This is a genomic window from Collimonas arenae (genome assembly GCF_001584165.1).
Classification (GTDB): Bacteria; Pseudomonadota; Gammaproteobacteria; order Burkholderiales; family Burkholderiaceae_D; genus Collimonas; species Collimonas arenae.
Genome location: NZ_CP013233.1, coordinates 2406315 through 2424415 on the forward strand (window position 1 = coordinate 2406315; position 18101 = coordinate 2424415).

At 56.9% G+C, this 18101-nt stretch carries 19 protein-coding genes and 4 pseudogenes; 12 read left to right on the top strand and 11 right to left on the bottom strand.

The window, feature by feature from the left end:
- Positions 1-25: 25 nt before the first annotated feature.
- The 6 genes and pseudogenes from CAter10_RS11190 to CAter10_RS11215 form a co-directional block, all read right to left on the bottom strand.
- Positions 26-1029 (bottom strand): annotated as a pseudogene (locus CAter10_RS11190) (ABC transporter ATP-binding protein).
- Positions 1022-2040, bottom strand: a pseudogene (locus CAter10_RS11195) (ABC transporter ATP-binding protein). The pseudogenes CAter10_RS11190 and CAter10_RS11195 overlap by 8 nt, the downstream one beginning before the upstream one ends.
- Positions 2037-2983, bottom strand: a pseudogene (locus CAter10_RS11200) (ABC transporter permease). Before CAter10_RS11200 ends, CAter10_RS11195 begins: the two co-directional pseudogenes overlap by 4 nt.
- Complete coding sequence (locus tag CAter10_RS11205; protein WP_061533470.1) at positions 2980-3954, bottom strand: ABC transporter permease; 975 nt, start codon at positions 3952-3954, stop codon at positions 2980-2982. The pseudogene CAter10_RS11200 and the gene CAter10_RS11205 overlap by 4 nt, the downstream one beginning before the upstream one ends.
- Complete coding sequence (locus tag CAter10_RS11210) at positions 3951-5411, bottom strand: flavin-containing monooxygenase (protein ID WP_061533471.1); 1461 nt, start codon at positions 5409-5411, stop codon at positions 3951-3953. Before CAter10_RS11210 ends, CAter10_RS11205 begins: the two co-directional genes overlap by 4 nt.
- A 118-nt stretch (positions 5412-5529) precedes the next feature.
- Positions 5530-6459: a LysR family transcriptional regulator gene (locus CAter10_RS11215; protein ID WP_061533472.1), complete on the bottom strand. Its 930-nt coding sequence runs from the start codon at positions 6457-6459 to the stop codon at positions 5530-5532.
- Positions 6460-6720: 261 nt separating this feature from the next.
- Between CAter10_RS11215 and CAter10_RS11220 the strand changes: the two are divergent.
- The 6 genes and pseudogenes from CAter10_RS11220 (at position 6721) to CAter10_RS11235 (ending at position 10936) form a co-directional block, all read left to right on the top strand.
- Positions 6721-7925 (top strand): annotated as a pseudogene (locus tag CAter10_RS11220) (IscS subfamily cysteine desulfurase).
- Positions 7926-8171: 246 nt separating this feature from the next.
- Positions 8172-8324 (top strand): DUF3096 domain-containing protein, encoded by a 153-nt coding sequence (locus tag CAter10_RS21925; protein ID WP_082797871.1) that lies wholly within the window; start codon positions 8172-8174, stop codon positions 8322-8324.
- 27 nt (positions 8325-8351) lie between these two features.
- A complete protein-coding gene (locus CAter10_RS11225; RefSeq protein WP_335340139.1) occupies positions 8352-9230 on the top strand; it encodes an AI-2E family transporter in 879 nt (292 codons plus the stop codon).
- Positions 9224-9526, top strand: a complete 303-nt coding sequence (locus CAter10_RS24265; protein WP_335340140.1) for an AI-2E family transporter — start codon at positions 9224-9226, stop codon at positions 9524-9526. The genes CAter10_RS11225 and CAter10_RS24265 overlap by 7 nt, the downstream gene beginning before the upstream one ends.
- Positions 9527-9711: 185 nt before the next feature.
- Positions 9712-10401, top strand: a complete 690-nt coding sequence (locus CAter10_RS11230) for a Crp/Fnr family transcriptional regulator (RefSeq protein ID WP_061533473.1) — start codon at positions 9712-9714, stop codon at positions 10399-10401.
- Between the two features lie 139 nt (positions 10402-10540).
- On the top strand, positions 10541-10936 hold the full coding sequence (locus tag CAter10_RS11235; protein WP_061533474.1) for a hypothetical protein: 396 nt from the start codon (positions 10541-10543) through the stop codon (positions 10934-10936).
- An 88-nt stretch (positions 10937-11024) separates the two neighbouring features.
- Here CAter10_RS11235 and CAter10_RS22825 read toward each other — a convergent pair whose 3' ends face one another.
- Complete coding sequence (locus CAter10_RS22825) at positions 11025-11195, bottom strand: hypothetical protein (RefSeq protein ID WP_156477099.1); 171 nt, start codon at positions 11193-11195, stop codon at positions 11025-11027.
- A gap of 292 nt (positions 11196-11487) precedes the next feature.
- Between CAter10_RS22825 and CAter10_RS11240 the strand changes: the two genes are divergently transcribed.
- The gene (locus tag CAter10_RS11240) at positions 11488-12207 is read left to right on the top strand and encodes a Crp/Fnr family transcriptional regulator (RefSeq protein ID WP_061533475.1); all 720 of its coding nucleotides are present in this window, start codon (positions 11488-11490) and stop codon (positions 12205-12207) included.
- Positions 12208-12333: 126 nt separating this feature from the next.
- Here CAter10_RS11240 and CAter10_RS11245 read toward each other — a convergent pair whose 3' ends face one another.
- A complete protein-coding gene (locus tag CAter10_RS11245; protein ID WP_061533476.1) occupies positions 12334-12519 on the bottom strand; it encodes a CsbD family protein in 186 nt (61 codons plus the stop codon).
- 426 nt (positions 12520-12945) lie between these two features.
- Here CAter10_RS11245 and CAter10_RS22830 point away from each other — a divergent pair, with 426 nt between their 5' ends.
- Both CAter10_RS22830 and CAter10_RS22835 read left to right on the top strand, forming a co-directional pair.
- A complete protein-coding gene (locus CAter10_RS22830; RefSeq protein ID WP_156477101.1) occupies positions 12946-13122 on the top strand; it encodes a hypothetical protein in 177 nt (58 codons plus the stop codon).
- Positions 13107-13280 (top strand): hypothetical protein, encoded by a 174-nt coding sequence (locus tag CAter10_RS22835; RefSeq protein ID WP_156477103.1) that lies wholly within the window; start codon positions 13107-13109, stop codon positions 13278-13280. The genes CAter10_RS22830 and CAter10_RS22835 overlap by 16 nt, the downstream gene beginning before the upstream one ends.
- 485 nt (positions 13281-13765) lie before the next feature.
- Here CAter10_RS22835 and CAter10_RS11250 read toward each other — a convergent pair whose 3' ends face one another.
- On the bottom strand, positions 13766-14134 hold the full coding sequence (locus tag CAter10_RS11250; protein WP_061533477.1) for a hypothetical protein: 369 nt from the start codon (positions 14132-14134) through the stop codon (positions 13766-13768).
- A gap of 143 nt (positions 14135-14277) precedes the next feature.
- Here CAter10_RS11250 and CAter10_RS21930 point away from each other — a divergent pair, with 143 nt between their 5' ends.
- Positions 14278-14430 carry a DUF3309 domain-containing protein gene (locus CAter10_RS21930; RefSeq protein ID WP_082797873.1) on the top strand — a complete coding sequence of 51 codons (153 nt, stop codon included), beginning with the start codon at positions 14278-14280 and terminating at the stop codon, positions 14428-14430.
- 108 nt (positions 14431-14538) lie between these two features.
- Here the strand turns inward: CAter10_RS21930 and CAter10_RS11255 are convergent, their stop codons facing one another.
- The gene (locus tag CAter10_RS11255; protein ID WP_061535296.1) at positions 14539-14841 is read right to left on the bottom strand and encodes an ElaB/YgaM/YqjD family protein; all 303 of its coding nucleotides are present in this window, start codon (positions 14839-14841) and stop codon (positions 14539-14541) included.
- A 107-nt stretch (positions 14842-14948) separates the two neighbouring features.
- Positions 14949-15485 (bottom strand): ferritin-like domain-containing protein, encoded by a 537-nt coding sequence (locus tag CAter10_RS11260; RefSeq protein ID WP_061535297.1) that lies wholly within the window; start codon positions 15483-15485, stop codon positions 14949-14951.
- A 460-nt stretch (positions 15486-15945) separates the two neighbouring features.
- Between CAter10_RS11260 and CAter10_RS11265 the strand changes: the two genes are divergently transcribed.
- Together CAter10_RS11265 and CAter10_RS11270 are read left to right on the top strand one after the other, a co-directional pair.
- Positions 15946-17187 carry an NRAMP family divalent metal transporter gene (locus tag CAter10_RS11265; RefSeq protein WP_061533478.1) on the top strand — a complete coding sequence of 414 codons (1242 nt, stop codon included), beginning with the start codon at positions 15946-15948 and terminating at the stop codon, positions 17185-17187.
- A 282-nt stretch (positions 17188-17469) separates the two neighbouring features.
- The gene (locus tag CAter10_RS11270; protein ID WP_061533479.1) at positions 17470-17802 is read left to right on the top strand and encodes a hypothetical protein; all 333 of its coding nucleotides are present in this window, start codon (positions 17470-17472) and stop codon (positions 17800-17802) included.
- The last annotated feature ends 299 nt before the right edge of the window (positions 17803-18101 follow it).

Here is an 18101-nt window from a genome sequence, read left to right on the forward strand (position 1 = left end):
ATTAGTGAAGTGCATCATTGCTGTATCAAACATCGTTCAGATGGCAGGCGCTGCGGTGCCCGGGGGCTATTTCTTTCAGCACCGGCACTTCTTCCCGGCAGCGCTGCATTGCATGTGGACAGCGCGGGTTGAAGTGGCAACCGGCAGGCGGATGCAATGGACTTGGAATCTCGCCCTTGATCGCCGTGAACAGCTTGTTGCGCGCCTGCAGCCGCGGTACTTCCGCCAGCAGCGCTTGCGTGTATGGATGATTGGCGCGCGCGAACAAGTCATCGACAGTCGCCGTCTCGACAATGCGGCCGAGATACATGATCACCACGCGGTCCGAGACATGCTCGACCGCCCCGAGATCGTGGCTGATGAACAGATACGTCAACCCCAATTGCTCACGCAAATCCATGAACAAATTCAATATCTGCGCCTGGATCGACACATCCAGCGCGGCAACAGCCTCATCGCACACCAGCATCTGCGGCTGCACCGCCAGAGCGCGGGCGATGCCGATGCGCTGACGCTGGCCGCCGCTGAACTGATGTGGATAACGATCGCGTAACTGTGGATCCAGACCGGCTTGCAGCAATTGCGCGCAAACGTAGTCGTCCAGCCCGGCCTTATCAACCTTGCCGTGGATCAGCGCGGCTTCGCCGACGATCTGATCAACCCGCAGCCTTGGATTCAGACTGGCATAGGGGTTCTGGAAAATCATCTGTATCTTCAAACGGGCAGCATGTTCGCCGCGCGCATTTAAATCCCGACGATCCTCTCCATCGACCAGCACCTGCCCTGCCGACGGCTGCAGCAAGCCGCTGACGATACGGCCCAAAGTCGACTTGCCGCAACCGGATTCACCGACCAGGCCGACCACTTCACCCGGCATCACCTGCAAGTCGATCGCGTCCAGCGCCTGGGTGACAGCAACCGGCTTGAGCCAGCGCGCGCCTGCAGCACACTTTCAAACGGGCGCGACTTGCGCTCGCCGAAGCGCTTGCTGACGCTACGGGTTTCTATCAGCGATGTGTTGTCATCCATAGTTCACCTCGCTTGTACCGCTCGACGCCGAAGACAGTGTCGGATGGAAGCAGCGGACAAAATGCGCGTTGACCGGCTCACTGATTTCCGGCCGTTGCAGGCAGCGCTCGCTGGCGCGTTCACAACGCGCGGCGAATGCGCAGGCATCCGGCAAATCCAGCAGATTCGGCGTCATGCCAGGAATCTGGCGCAGCCGCTGCCCGCGCCGGTTATTGCTGGGAAGGCTGCCGATCAAGCCCTGCGTGTAAGGATGCAGCGGCTGGTCGAGCACTTCGGAAACGCTGCCTTGCTCGACAATGCGGCCGGAATACATGACCGCAATCTCATCGGCCAGCCCAGCCACCACCGATAGATCGTGGGTGATCCAGATCAACGATGTGCCGTGCAGGCGCGCCAGGTTTTGCACTTCCGACAAGATCTGCGCCTGGATCGTGACGTCCAATGCGGTGGTTGGTTCGTCGGCGATGATCAGGTCCGGCTTGTGCAGCATTGCGATGGCAATCGCCACGCGCTGGCGCATGCCGCCCGACAATTGATGTGGATAGGCGCGCAACCGCTCTTCAGGGCTGGCGATGCCCATCATGCCCAAGGTCTCGCGCGCTAGTTCGCGCGCCTGCGTGCGGCTGACCTTGCTGTGCGCCAGCACCGCGTCGACCATTTGCGCCTCGACGTTCAATACCGGGTTGAGGGTCATCATCGGATCCTGGAAAATCATCGCGATGCGGTTGCCTTGCAACTGACGCAATGCGCGCTTATCCAGCGTCAGCAGATCCTGCCCTGAAACAGTATCTGGCCACCGACCACCCGCCCGGGTGGATCGAGCAGGCCAAGGATTGAGAAGCCGGTAACGGTCTTGCCCGAACCCGATTCGCCCACCAGGCCAAGAATGCGGCCGCGCTCCAGGCGCAGCGAGACATCGTCGACCGCCGGCAGGACGCCTTCGCGGGTAAAGAAATGGGTGCGCAGGTTGCGCACTTCCAGCGTTGGCGGAGTGTTCTGTGGCGCAGTCATTTCTGCCACCTCGGATTCATCACGTCACGCAGGCGGTCGCCAACCAGGTTGATGGCGACAATTACGATCAACAAAGCAATGCCTGGATAAAAACTGATCCAGTATTCGCCGGAAAGCATGTACTGATAGCCGTTGGCAATCAGCAGCCCCAGCGACGGCTGGGTAATCGGCACGCCCAGTCCGAGGAAACTGAGGGTCGCCTCCAGCATGATGGCGCGCGCAATCTGCAAGGTACCGACCACGATCAGCGGCGGCAGACAGTTCGGCAGGATATGGTGAACCATGATGCGCCAGCCCGATATATCCAGGCCACGCGCCGCTTCGACATATTCCTTCTGCCGCTCGACCAGCGCCTGGCCGCGCGCGGTGCGGGCGTAATAGGCCCACTCCAGCACCACCAGCGTCGCCATCACGTTGAAGATGCCCTTGCCGAGATAGGCCAGGATCAGCATCGACACCAATATCGATGGAAACGACAGCACCAGGTCGGCCAGCCGCATCAGCAAGGCATCAACCTTGCCGCCGGCATACGCTGCCAGCAAACCAATCAAGGTGCCGATCACACCTGCGATCAGCGCTGAACCGACGCCGATGCCGACGCTGATGCGCAAGCCGTAGAGGATGCCGGAATACAGGTCGCGGCCCTGGCCGTCGGTGCCCAGCCAATAGGTATAGGTGCCGAGGCCATTGATGGTGCCGGGCGGCAGACGGGCATCCAGCACATCCAGCTGCATCAGGTCGTAGGGTTTTGCGGCGTCAGCCACGGCGCGGCCAATGCTGCAATCATCAATGCCAACGCCACCGCAAGGCTCAGCATGGCCGATTTCGACGATAGGAAATCGCGCACGATGCGGCGCCATGGCGATTCGCGGCGTGGCGCCACAGCTTGCACCTTGATCTTGGCCAGTGCCTCCGGCAATGCCTGTTTGACTGGCGTGCTCATGCCTTGATCTCCACCCGCACGCGCGGATCCAATAGCTTGTACAGCACGTCCACCAGCAGGTTGAGCGTGACGAAGAGGCAGACGATTACCATCATGTAGGCCACGATGACCGGCCGATCGAGCGCATTGATGCTATCCAAGATCAGCTTGCCGGCGCCAGGCCAGGCGAAGATGCTCTCGGTCACGACGGCGAAGGCGATGGTCGAGCCCAGCTCCAGGCCAAGCACCGTCACCAGCGGGATCATGGTGTTGCGCAGCACGTACATCAGCACCACGCGCAGCGGCGACAAGCCTTTGGCGCGGGCGAACTTGACGAAATCCATCGGCAGCACTTCGCGCACGTTGGCGCGCGTCAGCCGGATCACCAGGGAAATCTTGAACAGCGACAGATTCAACGCCGGCAGGATCAGGTGGCGCAACCCATCGGCCGTCAGCCACGACCATTGGATGCCGAACAGCGACGCCGTTGCACCGCGCCCGCCGGATGGCAGCCAGCCCAACGATACGCTGAACGCCATGATCAGCATCAGGCCGATCCAGAAAGTCGGCAGAGAAAATCCAAGGATGCTACCAGTCATCACCAACTTGGAGAACCAATTGTCCGGGAACAGCCCTGCCAGCAAACCAAGTGGAATGCCGATCAGCACCGCCAGGATCAACGCCGCGAAAGCCAGTTCCAAGGTCGCCGGCAGGCGCTGGAAAATCAGCATGATCGCCGGTTCGTTATAGACGAAACTGTTGCCGAGATTGCCGTGCACCGCGCCGTTCAGGAAACTCAGATATTGGCGCCATATCGGCTGATCCAGGCCAAGCTGGTGGATGATGCGCACGCGGTCGACCTGATCGACATCCTGGCCGATCAGGATATCGACCGGATTGCCGATCATGTGCAAGCCAAAAAAGACGATCACCGTCATCAGCAGCACGACCATCAGCGCCTGCAATACGCTGCGCAGGATGGCGCCGCTCATCGCCGTTCCTCCGACGTCGGCTCGGCTGGCAGCCATTCGTCGCCCAGCAGTTCAGGCTCGTTGTAGTTCTGCATATTCAGGTAATGCGTGTCGATGTTTTCTCGATACAGCAATGCCGCGATGCCTTGCGCCAGCCTTTGCGCGCCATCGCTGATTGCAGGAATATCGCCGGACAGGCTGCCATGGCTAAGCGCAGCCGGATAACAGAAACAATGCACACGCTTCAGGCCAGGCAAGCCACCCGGCTGCTTTTGCTGGAATTCGAACGCCATTCCCAAATCGGGCGAGTCCGCCAACTCGGCATCTTCGTCGCCTGCTGGCGGCGTATAACGGTCGCTCCAGTTGCGGATGTGCGGTGCGATGGCGGCAAACTCGGGACGGATGGTCCAGTCGATGCGAAAGCCGGTGGAAAAAATCAGGAAATCGAGATCAAACACGCCACGTGTGGTGCTCACCCGCATGCCCTGCTCGCCGACAGCGATATCGTTGATTGCCGCGCCGAGGATGAAACGCGCATTCGGGAATTTCGATACCCGTTGCACGCTGGCGCTTGGCGGCGGCGTTTGTTGGACGTTGATGTAGTGACGGATGCGCCATTTCCATTCGTCCGGCAAATACAGATGGCCATTGGTCAGGCCCGGATTGCCAGCACCCTTGCCCTTGTTGACGCGCGGCAGTTCCTTGCGCCGGATCAGCAGATCGACCTTGGCTGCGCCCGCTTCCAGCGCCGTCGCCGCACTGTCCATCGCCGAAGCCCCGGCGCCGATGACGCCGACCCGCAGACCGGCCAAGCTGCTGTAATCCAGGTCATCAGCGGAATGCGCCCAGCGTCGGCGCGGCAAGTCCGAAGCGAACGACGGCAAATAGGCACCGCCCAGGCCATCGCGGCCGGTGGCCAGCACAACCCGCCGCGCCAAGACCGTTGTTACGCCGGCAGGTGTGGCGACGCGCAGCTCCACCACGCCGTCAGCGCGCGGCAGTATCGCTTCGACACGATGTTGGTTGCGGACATCCAACGCCAGCACGCGTCGATACCAGCGCAAATAATCCATCCATTGCAGGCGCGGGATCTTGTCCAGCGCCTCCCATGCCTCCAATCCGAACTGCGCTTCAAACCAGGCGCGGAAAGTCAGCGCGCCAAAGCCTAGCGCCGGGCCGGTAAGTTTTTTCGGCGAGCGCAGCGTTTCCATGCGCGCCGTGGTGGCCCAAGGCCCCTCGAAACCGGCTGGCGACTGATCGAAAATTACCGCGCCGATGCCGATATGATTCAGCGAGACTGCTGCAGCCATGCCGGCTTGGCCACCGCCGATGACAGCGACATCCAGCACCGGCTGGCCATCCAGCGTCAGCGGTGGCACCCAGGATTTGGCCGGCAGGTCCAGCCAGGCCAGATCCTGCTGCAGCCTGGCTTCCAATGCCGCCAGTCCGGCGACCGAAGAAAATATGGATTGACTCACTGCGACGCTCCGTTCCTGGCTGGCTTATGTAATTGGCGGGTGTATATCATTGGCATCATCGCGGTGCTCTGGATTGGCATAGGTTTATCGGGCAGGCCTCTACGGACTCTCGGCAAATTCATAGCAATTCGTCATGCTGCTCGGCATCGTGTTTGACGAAACCGTGCAGGATGTTCCTGGCGGCGCTTTCCAGCGCGGCAATCAGGGCCTGCGTCACGCCGTCGTTCGGCTTGCCGTACGGAGTGACGACACCGAAATAGAATGGAATATTTACCGCAAGCGGCTTCACTGCCAGGCCGGCGATGGGCATGCCGAGCGCGGTCATCGGCTCCACCAGGGCCACGCCAAGACCGGCATGAGCCGCCATGATGGCGTTAAACGAGGTGTTGGTTTCTATCGCCACATCCAGCGCACGGCCATTGCCAAGCGCGCTGTCGATGCGCTGGCGCAAACGATAGCGATTCGACATCGTGATGATGCGTTGACCGTGAAGCATGTCAGCTGTCACGACGCTACAGTCGGCCAAGGGGCTATCGGCACGCACAACGGCCACGCAAGGCGCTTCGCCGATCCAGTGCAGGTCGAGTCCGCGATGGGCAATCGGCAAGCTGGTCAGGCCCAGGCTGACAGTTCGATGCAGCACCGAATGGACAACCTGCTCGGCGGAAGCACTGCGCAGATGAATATGTTCAGGCAAGCCCTGCGCTTCCACCAGCTTCAACGCCATTGGTGCAATTGTCGAAGCCAGCGCCGGCGTCGCCACCAGGTGGATCGGCTGTTGCTCATCGCGGCCAATCTCCGCCGCCCGCTCCCGTATCGTGCGCAAACCAACCAGCGACCGCTCCACTTCTTCATACAGCAAAAAGGCCCTGTCGGTTGGCGTGACACGCGGGCCGTTGCGATCGAATAGCGCGTAGCCGAGCTCATTTTCCAGATCCTGAATCGCCTTGCTGACGGCCGGCTGCGAACGACCCAGGCTACGCCCGGCGCCGGTCACGCTGCCAATGGTCATCACGGCCGAAAAGGCTTCCAGTTGATTCAGGTCCATATGTATTTGCTATATACGTTTATCGAATTATATGATTGCATGTATTCGATTTAAGTATAATCATTTCGCATAAGCTAATGCAAAAAAAATCCGCACGGAAACCAACCGCCATGTTCACTGCCGCAATGGCAGAATCAGGCGCTTTGCGGACAATCAGCAAAGCAAGTGGCGATAAATGCATATAGAAATGAAATATCATTTGTTTTTCAAATATTGGTTTTATCGTAAGCTAAACATATTTCCCCATTCGGATTTCCCGCCATGAACGCATCAAGTGCCTGTACCAGCGCAGTCCCCGATACCCAATCTGCAGCGTTGCAATTGCCTATCTACCTCGACTATTCGGCGACCACGCCGGTCGATCCGGCGGTTGCCGTCAAGATGTGCGAATACCTGACAGAGAAGTTCGGCAATCCGGCCAGCAGCTCACATGCATTCGGCTGGGAAGCCAAGGCCGCAGTGGAAAAAGCGCGGCGGCAGGTGGCGGCACTGGTCGGCGCGCAAGCCGGCGAAATCGTCTGGACTTCCGGGCAACCGAGTCGAACAACCTGGCGTTGAAAGGCGCCGCCCATGTCCTGCGCGAACGCGGCCGCGGCCGCCACCTGGTGACAATGAGTACCGAACACAAGGCGGTGCTGGATACGATGCACACCCTGGAGCGCGAAGGTTTTGAAGTGACTTACCTGCAGCCGCAACCAAACGGCCTGATCGACCTGGAGGCATTCAAGGCGGCATTGCGGGCCGACACCATCATCGCTTCCGTGATGATGGTCAACAACGAAATCGGCGTGATCCAGCCGATTGCCGAGTTGGGTGACATCTGCGCCGAGCGCGATATCGTGTTTCACGTTGACGCCGCGCAGGCCGCCGGCAAGGTCGCCATCGACTTGAAAGCATTGAAGGTCAACCTGATGTCGTTCAGCGCCCACAAGATCTACGGTCCGAAAGGCATAGGCGCCCTCTTCGTGCGGCGTGATCCGGCACTGAAGCTGGAAGCACAGATCGATGGCGGCGGCCATGAAAACGGCATGCGTTCCGGCACCCTGGCTACCCACCAGATCGTCGGCATGGGGGAAGCGTTCAACCTGGCGGCACAGCTGATGGATAGCGAAAGCGTCCGCATTCGCGAGCTGCGCGATCGTTTGTGGAATGGCTTGCGTGATTGTCCCGGAGTGGTTCTGAATGGCGACCAGCAACAGCGTGTTCCACACAATCTGAATCTCAGTTTCGACATCGACGGCAACACGCCGATTGCAGCGCAGTTGCTGGATATTGCGGTATCAGCCGGCTCCGCCTGCAATTCAGCCAACGCCGCGCCGTCCTATGTGCTGTCGAGCCTGGGCCGCACGGATGCGCTGGCGCGCAGTGCGATTCGCTTTTCATTCGGCCGCTACACCAGCGTCCAGGAAATCGACTATACGGTGGCGACGCTGCGGCAATTGCTGCTTCCTCAGACGGCTGCCTGATCCATCCGCCCAGATCTCCAGCATCTGGGCAACTTTCTGACATCTGGCGTCGTCAATCGATTGCCTTGAATTGACGGGCGGCATGTTAGCTACCGCACAGACCTCGCCGTCATCCTGCTTGTATGCTGATTGCATTGCCGTCACGCTCAAGAGGAATCATTCCATGCACATCACTAAACGAATCATGCTGCCTGCCGGCATGGCTGCCTGTTCCTCGACCGCTGTAGGCGCAGGTATCGGTGCGCCATGAATATCAACTTGATGCTCACCCCGCTTATTTCACTGATCTCCGGCATTCTCATCCTGGTGATTCCGCGCCTGCTGAATTTCATTGTCGCAATTTACCTGATCATCATCGGCGCCATCGGCTTGTTTGGCACGGGGCATTTCCTGCGATGAATGCGCCTGCGTCGATAAAGCCCGGCAGTGAATCCGATAGAGAACGACACTGATCCGACCGATATCCCGATAACCGGGCCACTTGCTCCACTTGCGCCGCATACGCAAACCAACGTCCGCGGCCTTTGCCTGACGATACTCGCCATTGTGGCTTTTGTATTTGCCTTGCAATGGGCGCAGAAATTCCTGATTCCGCTGGTTTTCGGCATCTTTGTCGCCTATACGCTGAACCCATTGGTCGTGTGGCTGGAGCGCTTGCGAATCCCGCGCCTCATTGGCACTTGCATGGTGATGGCGACACTGTTGCTTGGCCTGGGCCAGGTAGCTTATTCGTTGCGTGGAGAATTCGAGTCTATCGTCGAACGCCTGCCTGCCGCGGCGCATCAGTTGTCACGTGCAATCGTCAAAGTGAAAAACGGAACCCAATCGGGTGAACTCAGCACCATACAGAAAATGCAGGCAGCGGCCACCGAGATTGAAACCGCTGCCGGGCAAGTCGCCGGCCTCAAACCTGATGGCAAGCGAGCCAACAGCACAGCGCCTGCAGGGCCGGTGTTTCAGTTGAGCGAATGGATATTCGCAGGCTCGATGAGCGCGATGGTATTCATCGGTCAGGCGATCATGGTGACCTTCCTGGTGTTTTTTCTATTGCTTTCCGGCGACAAATTCAAGCGCAAGCTGGTGAAGTTGACCGGCCCTTCGCTGTCGAGCAAGAAGATCGCGGTCCATATTCTGTTTGACATCAATACGTCGATTCAAAGCTACATGTTCATGCTCCTGGTGACGAATGCCTTGCTGGCGGTCCTGATGTGGATCGCATTCCGCTGGATCGGCCTGGAGAACGCCGGTGCCTGGGCGCTGGCGGGAGGATTCCTTCACATCATTCCTTACTTCGGCCCATGCTGATTGCCATTGCAACGGGACTCACCGCATTCATGCAGTTCGATTCTTTCCCGATGCTGCTGCTGGTTTCCGCGACAACGCTGGCTATCGCGGCGCTGGTCGGCACATTCGTCACGACGTGGATGACTGGGAGAATCGCCAGGATGAATGCCGCGGCGGTATTTATCGCGCTACTCTTTTGGGGCTGGCTGTGGGGAATCTGGGGCATGCTGCTCGGCATCCCGATCGTCGTCGTCGTCAAGGTGATTGCCAAGCATGTGGACAGCATGAGTCCGATTGCCGAACTGCTGGGTGAATGACCGTCGGCAGTCATCAGCTTTCGCAGCCTGGGTTTGATAGCAACAATTGCTCTTATGTACGCTAACAGACGGTCACCGGACGGTACATCGTGCAGACTTCTGACATAGACCCGATGCATTCATGCGACAGGGTCTTTGGATTGCCCCCTTTCATCCGCTGGAGATTGCAACGCAGGAGAACTGGTTTGTCCACCTTCGAGAATCATCTGATCGCGCAACTTCCACGCAAGGACCGCACTCACCTGCTGGCGCTCTGCGAGTCGATAGAACTGAAGTCACAGGAAGTGCTGTGCGAACCGGGAAAGCCAATTCGCTATGCCTATTTCCCGGTCCACAGTGCGATTGCGCTGCTGGCGCTGATTGACGGCAGTCCGGGAGTCGAAGTCGGCCTGGTCGGACGCGAAGGCATGCTCGGATCACAGCTGACCCTCAATGTACTCACGGCGCCGGTGCATGCGCTGGTGCAAGGGCCTGGCCTGGCGCGTCGGATTGACGCCGGCGCATTTCGCGACGAATTGCTGCGCAGTGTCGCGCTGCGGCGCAGCATGAACCATTATCTCTATATACGCATGACCCAAATGGCCACTTCAGCGGTGTGCCTGCACTTTCACCTGATCGGACCGCGTCTGGCACGATGGCTGCTGATGACGCAGGATCGCGCACATTCCGACAATTTCCACGTCACGCACGAGTCCCTTGCGCATCTTCTCGGCGTACGTCGCGAAGGCATCACCAATGCTGCCAGTGCCTTGCAGCGCAGCGGACTAATCGCGTATAGCCGCGGCGAACTCACGGTGCTTGATCGCAGCGGTCTGGAGGCTGCGGCTTGCGACTGCTACGCCGCCGATGAACTGTCTTACGCCGAATTCCTTTGAGACACGGGGGAAGATGGCACGGCCGCCCGGCGTTATTACTTTCCAGCCAACAAAACGTCCATCAAATGTGCGTCAACGTACATACAACTCTGCTTGCTTCCTGATAGATTCAGACACACATCCCGGATCGGAGATCATCATGCCAGTCAATCAATTCCGCATTTCAACGGCAACATGTCAAATCTTGCTGACGCTGCTGGTTTGCGCCGCATCATCTGCTGCCGTGGCTGCCGGTAACCAGTCAGAAGCTGTTGCCCGCTATCAGGCAGAACGGGCTGCCTGTAACAACGGCCAGTCGAATGAATCACGCCCGACTTGCCTGAAAGAAGCAGGCGCCGCACTGCAGGCAGCAAGAAACGGCGGTCTCACCAGCGACCAGAACGCATATAATCAAAACGCCATGGCCCGATGCCAACCGCTGCCGCCGGACGAGCAGGATGCCTGTCGACGCAGGATCAATGGCGAAGGCACCAGCAGCGGCAGCGCACAACAAGGCGGGATATTACGCGAGCTCACCGTTCCGGATCGCAAATAGCGCGTAGCTGAACCGTTAGTTTGGCAAAGTCCCGATGACGATCGGACCGAAGCTTTCCGGTTCACGTTCCGCTCTCATTGCGGAAGGTCTAATGCCGCTTCCTGGATTCATGCGTACTATCCCGATAGTCACCTTGGATCTTGACAATTTTTTTCCCGATGAAACCAGTGTAGTCAAGACTCTTGTGTCCGGCAATTTTTTTACTGGCTATCTCGCCCTTTATTTCTTTGTTTTTTCCCTTCACATGCTGCTTGTTCATTGCTTTCTCCTGATAACCTGGTCACGTACAAATAAACATACCGGCTTGCCGTCGGTCTTCCGACGTTGCTAGGGTAGGCAAGGGACTCCCCCCTGTCTGTACGTCAGCGCACGTAGACAGAACTGCCATTATTTCCTAAAATTTATCCAGTGCCAAAGGCCTAATTTCACCCTTGGAGTCCTTTCCATTGGAATGCAGGCTTCTGCTACTATGTGCTGTATCGAACATAGTCAAAGTGCCAATCTCAATACCGGCACTCTCTCAGAAGTCAGTCCGGTATTGGAGTCAGATAATGGTCAGCTCCGCAGATCCGAGAAAAAATCACCTGCTCGCGGCGCTCCCAGACGCTGAATGGCAGCGCTGGTTGCCGCAACTTGAGGCAATCGATATGCCGCTGGGCCAGGTACTCTATGAATCAGGGAGCACGCTGCAATATGTGTACTTCCCAACAACGTCAATCGTCTCGCTGCTGTATGTATTGGAAAATGGCGCTTCAGCCGAAATTGCGGTTGTCGGCAATGAAGGAGTAGTCGGCGTCTCACTTTTCATGGGCGGCGAAACCACGCCAAGCCGGGCCGTGGTGCAAAGCGCGGGACAAGGATTTCGACTACGCGCGCGTTCGATGAAGGACGAATTCAACCGCGCCGGCCCCGTGTTGCATCTGCTGCTTCGTTATACCCAGGCCCTGATTACGCAGATGGCTCAGACTGCAGTGTGCAATCGGCACCATACGCTGGACCAGCAACTTTGCCGTTGGCTGTTGTTGAGCCTGGATCGTCTGCAAGGCAACGACTTGGTGATGACCCAAGAGTTAATTGCGAATATGCTTGGCGTACGTCGCGAGGGCGTTACCGAAGCTGCGCTTGGCTTGCAGGCTGCGGGCTTGATACGCTATGCGCGTGGCCATATCACGGTACTCGACCGCGCAGGTTTGGAAAAACGCGCCTGCGAATGCTATGCAGTGGTCAAGAAGGAATCTGACCGATTGCTTCCAAATAAGTTGGCGACATAAGAAACCGACAGAGCAAGAAGAACAAAAAAGGCCGCACCCGGCGGCCCAAATCAACATTTCTGTGTCACCAGAGTCGTCTGAATGAACGATGTCACGCAGACACTCGACCACACTGTACCTTCAATATTATTTCTTGCCTGCTACGTCTTTAACCAATTCTTCAGCATCGCCAAGCGACTTTTCAAATTTCCCGTCGACTTGCTTCTTTAGCCCCTTTGCTTGCTGCTCCTTGCTGCCAACGAGTTTTCCGGCTCCTTCTTGAATTTTGCCGGCGATGTCCTTGGAAACACCTTTCACTTGATCCTTGTTCATACATGCTTCTCCTGATGGTAGTTGATTAATTAATTGAAAAATTGATCAATGCACAAAAACATAGAGCACAACCAGCAACACCATCGGCGCGCCCACAATCCAGCCCAACACGTATTTATCCATGATCGTTCGCTTTCGGTTATTGAATGAGGTGGAATAGCGATTTTGGAGGAAGGGATTCCGTTTACTTCACTCAATGAGTGAGGTTATAGGGCATATTTTTTTGTGGTCCGTGCGCTGTCCAACATTACGCGCATTTTTCTGCGTGAGCCAACGCACATGCCTGCGGGCACAGCCTCATTCATCTGATCTGCAGCCTGGCTCTCCCTACGTTCGATAGCGTACAGATGAATTTCACGGCACTAGCAATAATAAGAAAAACACGAGAAATACGAGTCACTCAACTTCAATTTCATCAAGGAAAAAATGAACTCCGCCATAACAGTTCAGCTGGATACTTCTCCTGCGCAACCGGAGCCCGATGCTATCCCGGCCGACGAAGAGAGTACTGAAAGCGCGTTGGATGAGGCGTTGGAAGAAAGTTTTCCAGCGAGCGATCCCATCGCCATCACCATAGAGAAATCGCCATGTCCACCGATTTGATCGAATTCCGGATGGCATGGTGGTTCAAGGTATATACCTTTGGCGTGACGACCATGTGCATACTCACCAATAGCGAACCGGACCAGAAAAAATCGCTCTACTGGTGCACCAAGGCGATACGAGCAAGCTATAACGGTAAGCCGCTGAAGATTTCATGAATTCGTGTGCTCGGCGATCCGCTTGTTCAGCGAGCCGCAGCACAAAGATAAATTTGCTTATGTGGCGTAACGTACAGAAAAGTACGGTAAATCTGGTTACAGTACCATCACCTTCCCCACCTGGCCTCCGAAGCCAGGAGGGAAAGCCTGACGATATTTGCACTGCGCGCGCTTTGAAGAGGGAGTTGCGCTACCGGCAATTTCATCGAAGGATGCAACGTATAAATATCGGACTACCGGGGCTGGCGGTCGGGAAATATACCAGCACCAACACAAAACGCATTTCATTGCTATTTGCAAGATACGTTCTACGAGCAGAGCGGCCGGAATACTGGCTGGAGAGCGAAACAGCCCGCAAATTCCGCCGCTCTGCCTGGCAAGCACCCCACAGGCGATATCCCACGAAGAAGATGTTATCGTTGTTTACTCAACTCTCCCGTGTCTTGTCCCGTGGAATTGTTGACGGCACCACCAATCACCAATCATCAAGTACAAGAAATTGTCGAATACTCGCACCGCCAGATGCGCCGCCCCGTCTGCATGTCCAGGAAGTGGTAATAGAACCCGTGATGTCCGGATGCGTCGGATTCCGGTCCTTGCGGACTGTTCCGGAAAAATCGCAAGATCTTCAGGGCACGTCGTACCGCAGCTTCGCGGCCAATGAAATCGCGTTCGACGGTGATCGGATATGCGGCAAATGCCAGGCCCACGGCGGCGATGCTGGCTGGCCAATCGGGCGCACTCTTATCGACCACAAGGCCATTTTCCTCATTGGTCTCGTGCATGAAATAGCTGAATGATTCGCGCTGCAACATGTTCAGTTCAACTGCAGTTGTCAGCGATTTTATGTTCATGATGGCATCCGATTTTCTCATTCAAGACGAGCAGCTTAGTGCGGCAGCGCACAGACCTCCCGACACCAACAGCCTATCGTGTGCATAGACGTTCACACCGCCGGTTGTGAACTACAACTCTTATACCCTTTCAGGAGAACACCATGGGCACCATCCTACTCGTCATTCTCATTCTCATACTTATCGGCGCCTTTCCGACATGGCCGCACAGCCGTAGCTGGGGTTACGGCCCAAGCGGCATCACTGGCGTGATTGTTATCGTCCTGATCGTGATGCTGCTGACCGGACGACTGTAAGCGTTAAGCAGTCAAAAAAAGTGCCTCAGATGAGGCACTTTTTTGTTCGACAAACACATCCAACTTCCAGCACACGGAAAATCATCGCGTTTGATGCCAATCCGGCATTTATCTGCGCGACAACGCCATACCGAGGAAAAATCCGACACCGGCCGCGGCGGCAATCGTGCACCATGGATTTTCCGTCATGTAGTCCTCTGCCGAGCCGACCATTTCCTTGCCTGCGACGACTGCGTCGGCCTGTGCCTCCCGCGCTTTTGTTAGCGCAGTATCGAGCAGCAGCATGGCGCGGCTGCGCATCTCTTCCGCCTTGTCGCCTGTCAGGGCGGCGGCAGCCTGAAACAACGCCTGCGAATCTCTCAACAAGGCTTTCACGTCATTATTGACGGCTTTCAAATTTGATTCCAACAAGGTAACCTCCTGAAACATATGGATAAATAACAGAGCTATCGACGGATTACTGCAAACACCGCATGCGGCTTCTGCAATTTCCTGGAACGCTCCACCGTGGCCTGCCGTTATGCCAGCAAATCGCGCATGTCGTCTGCGTGCTCTTCTTCCTTGGCCATGATGCCGACCAGCATATGCCGGGTTGTCGGATCGGTTTCACCGATTTTTTCTATCATCTGGCGATAAACCTCAATGGCAACTCGCTCGGCAATCAGATTTGCCTTGACCATGGACTGAATGCTGCTGGAATCGTCATACTCGGCATGGCTGCGCTCGGCCAATGTCGCTGGATTGAAATCAGGCTGACCATTCAACTGTACTATCCGCTCAGCTAGTTGATCCGCGTGCTCCTGTTCTTCCAGCGCATGTTGCAGGAACTCGGCCTTGATCGGGCCGTTCTGCACTCCGCTGATCGTGTAGTGATGCCGCTTATAGCGCAACACACAGACCAGTTCAGTCGCCAGCGCGCCGTTTAACATATCGATTATCTGCTTGCGATCAGCCTGGTAGCCGACAGTCACGGGACCGTCGTCAAGATGCTTGGCAGCCGCCCGAATGGCGGCGGTGTTAATCCCCTCGGGGATTGCTTTTTTCACTTCATGCATGATGATCTTTCGGTAGGGATATGGATAAGAACACGTCATGATGATCGCGCAGCTGCTTTGCAACTGATATCGTAAATGCCGATCTCGACGCAACGCTTGAAGCACCCATTCTGGACCGCAATGCCGAGGGTATCGGTACGCTGCCGCACATAGTTCGATTCTTTGCGCTGAAAACCGGCAGCGCATCCCTCCGGTTCGGGGTGACCTCGCTCTCAGGCGACGCTCCGGGCATCGCCTGTGTGCGTTGCCGCACGGACGCGAAGCCCCTATACCGCATCCTGTATCAATCAAAATGCAGCACCATGACATCGTTTTTCAGGCGCATTCTGCCAATGGTGCAGCAGCCCCATGATGGTGCTATCGGCAACCGGGTCTGGCCGAATGATTCTCCAGCCCACAAGCCGGCCGCTTGCCGGCACAACAGCGGTGTAACGATGCCAACCCTACGTTCACGTGATTCATGGCTGAAAAACTCGGCCCGGGACTGATTACAGGCGCCGCCGACGATGATCCAAGCGGCATCGCCACCTATTCGCAGGCTGGCGCGCAGTTTGGCTTCAACATGTTATGGACCTTGTTCCTGACCTATCCCTTGATGGTCGGCATTCAAGTCATCAGCGCCAAGATAGGACGCGTCAGCGGCCACGGTCTGGCAACCAACATCAGCCGGCATTATCCGGCCTGGCTTTTATATTCGATCGTCGGGCTCTTGTTGGTAGCCAACACCATCAATATCGCGGCGGACGTCGCTGCCATGGGCGAGGCACTGAAGTTGTTGAGCGGCGGCCCAAGCCATCTTTACGCGCTAGGCTTTGGACTGCTGTCACTGACGCTGCAGATTTTCATTCCCTACAACCGGTACGTCCGCATACTGAAATGGTTGACACTTGGGCTGTTGGCGTATGTCGCCACGGTATTTGTCATACATATGCCGTGGGCACAAGTGCTGAGCAAGACCGTCTGGCCTCAGCTTTCCTGGAAGCCGGAATTCATCACCACAGTCGTCGCCGTATTCGGCACCACCATCAGTCCTTATCTGTTCTTCTGGCAGGCTTCGCAGGAAGTCGAGGAGCAACAAGCCAATCCACAATCGAAACCGCTAATAAGGGCGCCGGAACAGGCGAAAACGAATTTCCACAGGATCAAGATCGATACGCTGATCGGCATGGGGTTTTCCAATATCGTGGCCTATTTCATCATGCTGACCACTGCGGTCACGCTCGGGCTACACGGCATCACCGATATCCAGACCTCGGCGCAAGCCGCTTCCGCGTTACGTCCTATTGCCGGCGAGTTCGCCTTCTGGCTATTCAGCGCCGGCATCATCGGTACCGGGCTGCTTGCCGTTCCTGTCCTGGCCGGCTCAGCAGCCTATGCGATGGCGGGCGCTTTTCATTGGCATAACGGCCTGGAATTGAAACCGGTGATGGCCAAAAGATTTTACGGCATCATCGCCGTCTCGACGTTGCTCGGTGCAGCGCTCTGTTTCACACCGATCGATCCGATCAAGGCATTGTATTGGAGCGCCGTATTAAATGGCGTCATTTCAGTGCCGATCATGGCCGTCATGATGCTGATGGCGGCACGGCGCGACATCATGGGGCAATTTGTCATCAGCACCCGACTGAAAGTGCTGGGCTGGGTCTGCACCGGCGTCATGGCGCTTGCCGTGCTGACGATGTTCTGGACACTCGGGAAGTGACTGACTGCCCGAAACAACAAATACAGAATGTCCGCATCCGGCTTTTTTCCTATGTGTGCCAGCGCACCGAAATGGCCGCGTAAACACCGTAATCTGGCTTTCAATCATAGTGCACCGGTCAGAGCCTTCCGGAACTATGCGCCAGGTCGGTGCATGAGACGACCTTTTCCAGCAGCGCTGGCTTGATCTGCCGACGCGATCACTGTCGCCAGAGACTGATCAAATCTGGGGGCTGCGCACAAAACGTGTGCAGTTCACGTAAGCACACAAAAAGGAATCATCATGAAATATTCAACACAATTCATTGTCGCTGCGGCGGCATTCTCGTTGGCGGGATGTTTTACACTGCCAACCGGACCTGCCGGGCCACAAGGTGCTACCGGCGCCACCGGCTACACCGGGGCGACTGGATATACAGGCGCAACTGGTAGCACCGGTCATACCGGGGCTACCGGCGGCACCGGCGCCACGGGTGACACGGGCAGCACTGGCGCCACCGGAGATACCGGCGCCACTGGCTACACCGGAGCGACGGGCAATACCGGCGCAAGAGGCAGCGCTGGAGCAAGGGGTAGTACAACTCCGGAAACTGTGGTGGTGCTGCCGGCACGCTAACAATGGGGTGACGCAGTAAAAAATGGCTGGACGAGGAAGTCATTCCAGGTTTGCTGCGTCAGCAATGACATGCAATCTGAAAATGCGACGGCATATCGCCTCGTTCAGTTTTCTGACAACCGAATTCCATCATTTCAGCCGGCGTTACAAGTAGTGGGAGATTCGCCCAAGAATCTGCTACCCTGTCAATCACAGGACGGTCCGCAGTGCGTCAGTCAGCACCCCTACGGCCCACATCTCTACCGTCCCCTACCGAACGTCTTCTACTGACACGCAGCACTTCCGGTTGCCAGCGGCGA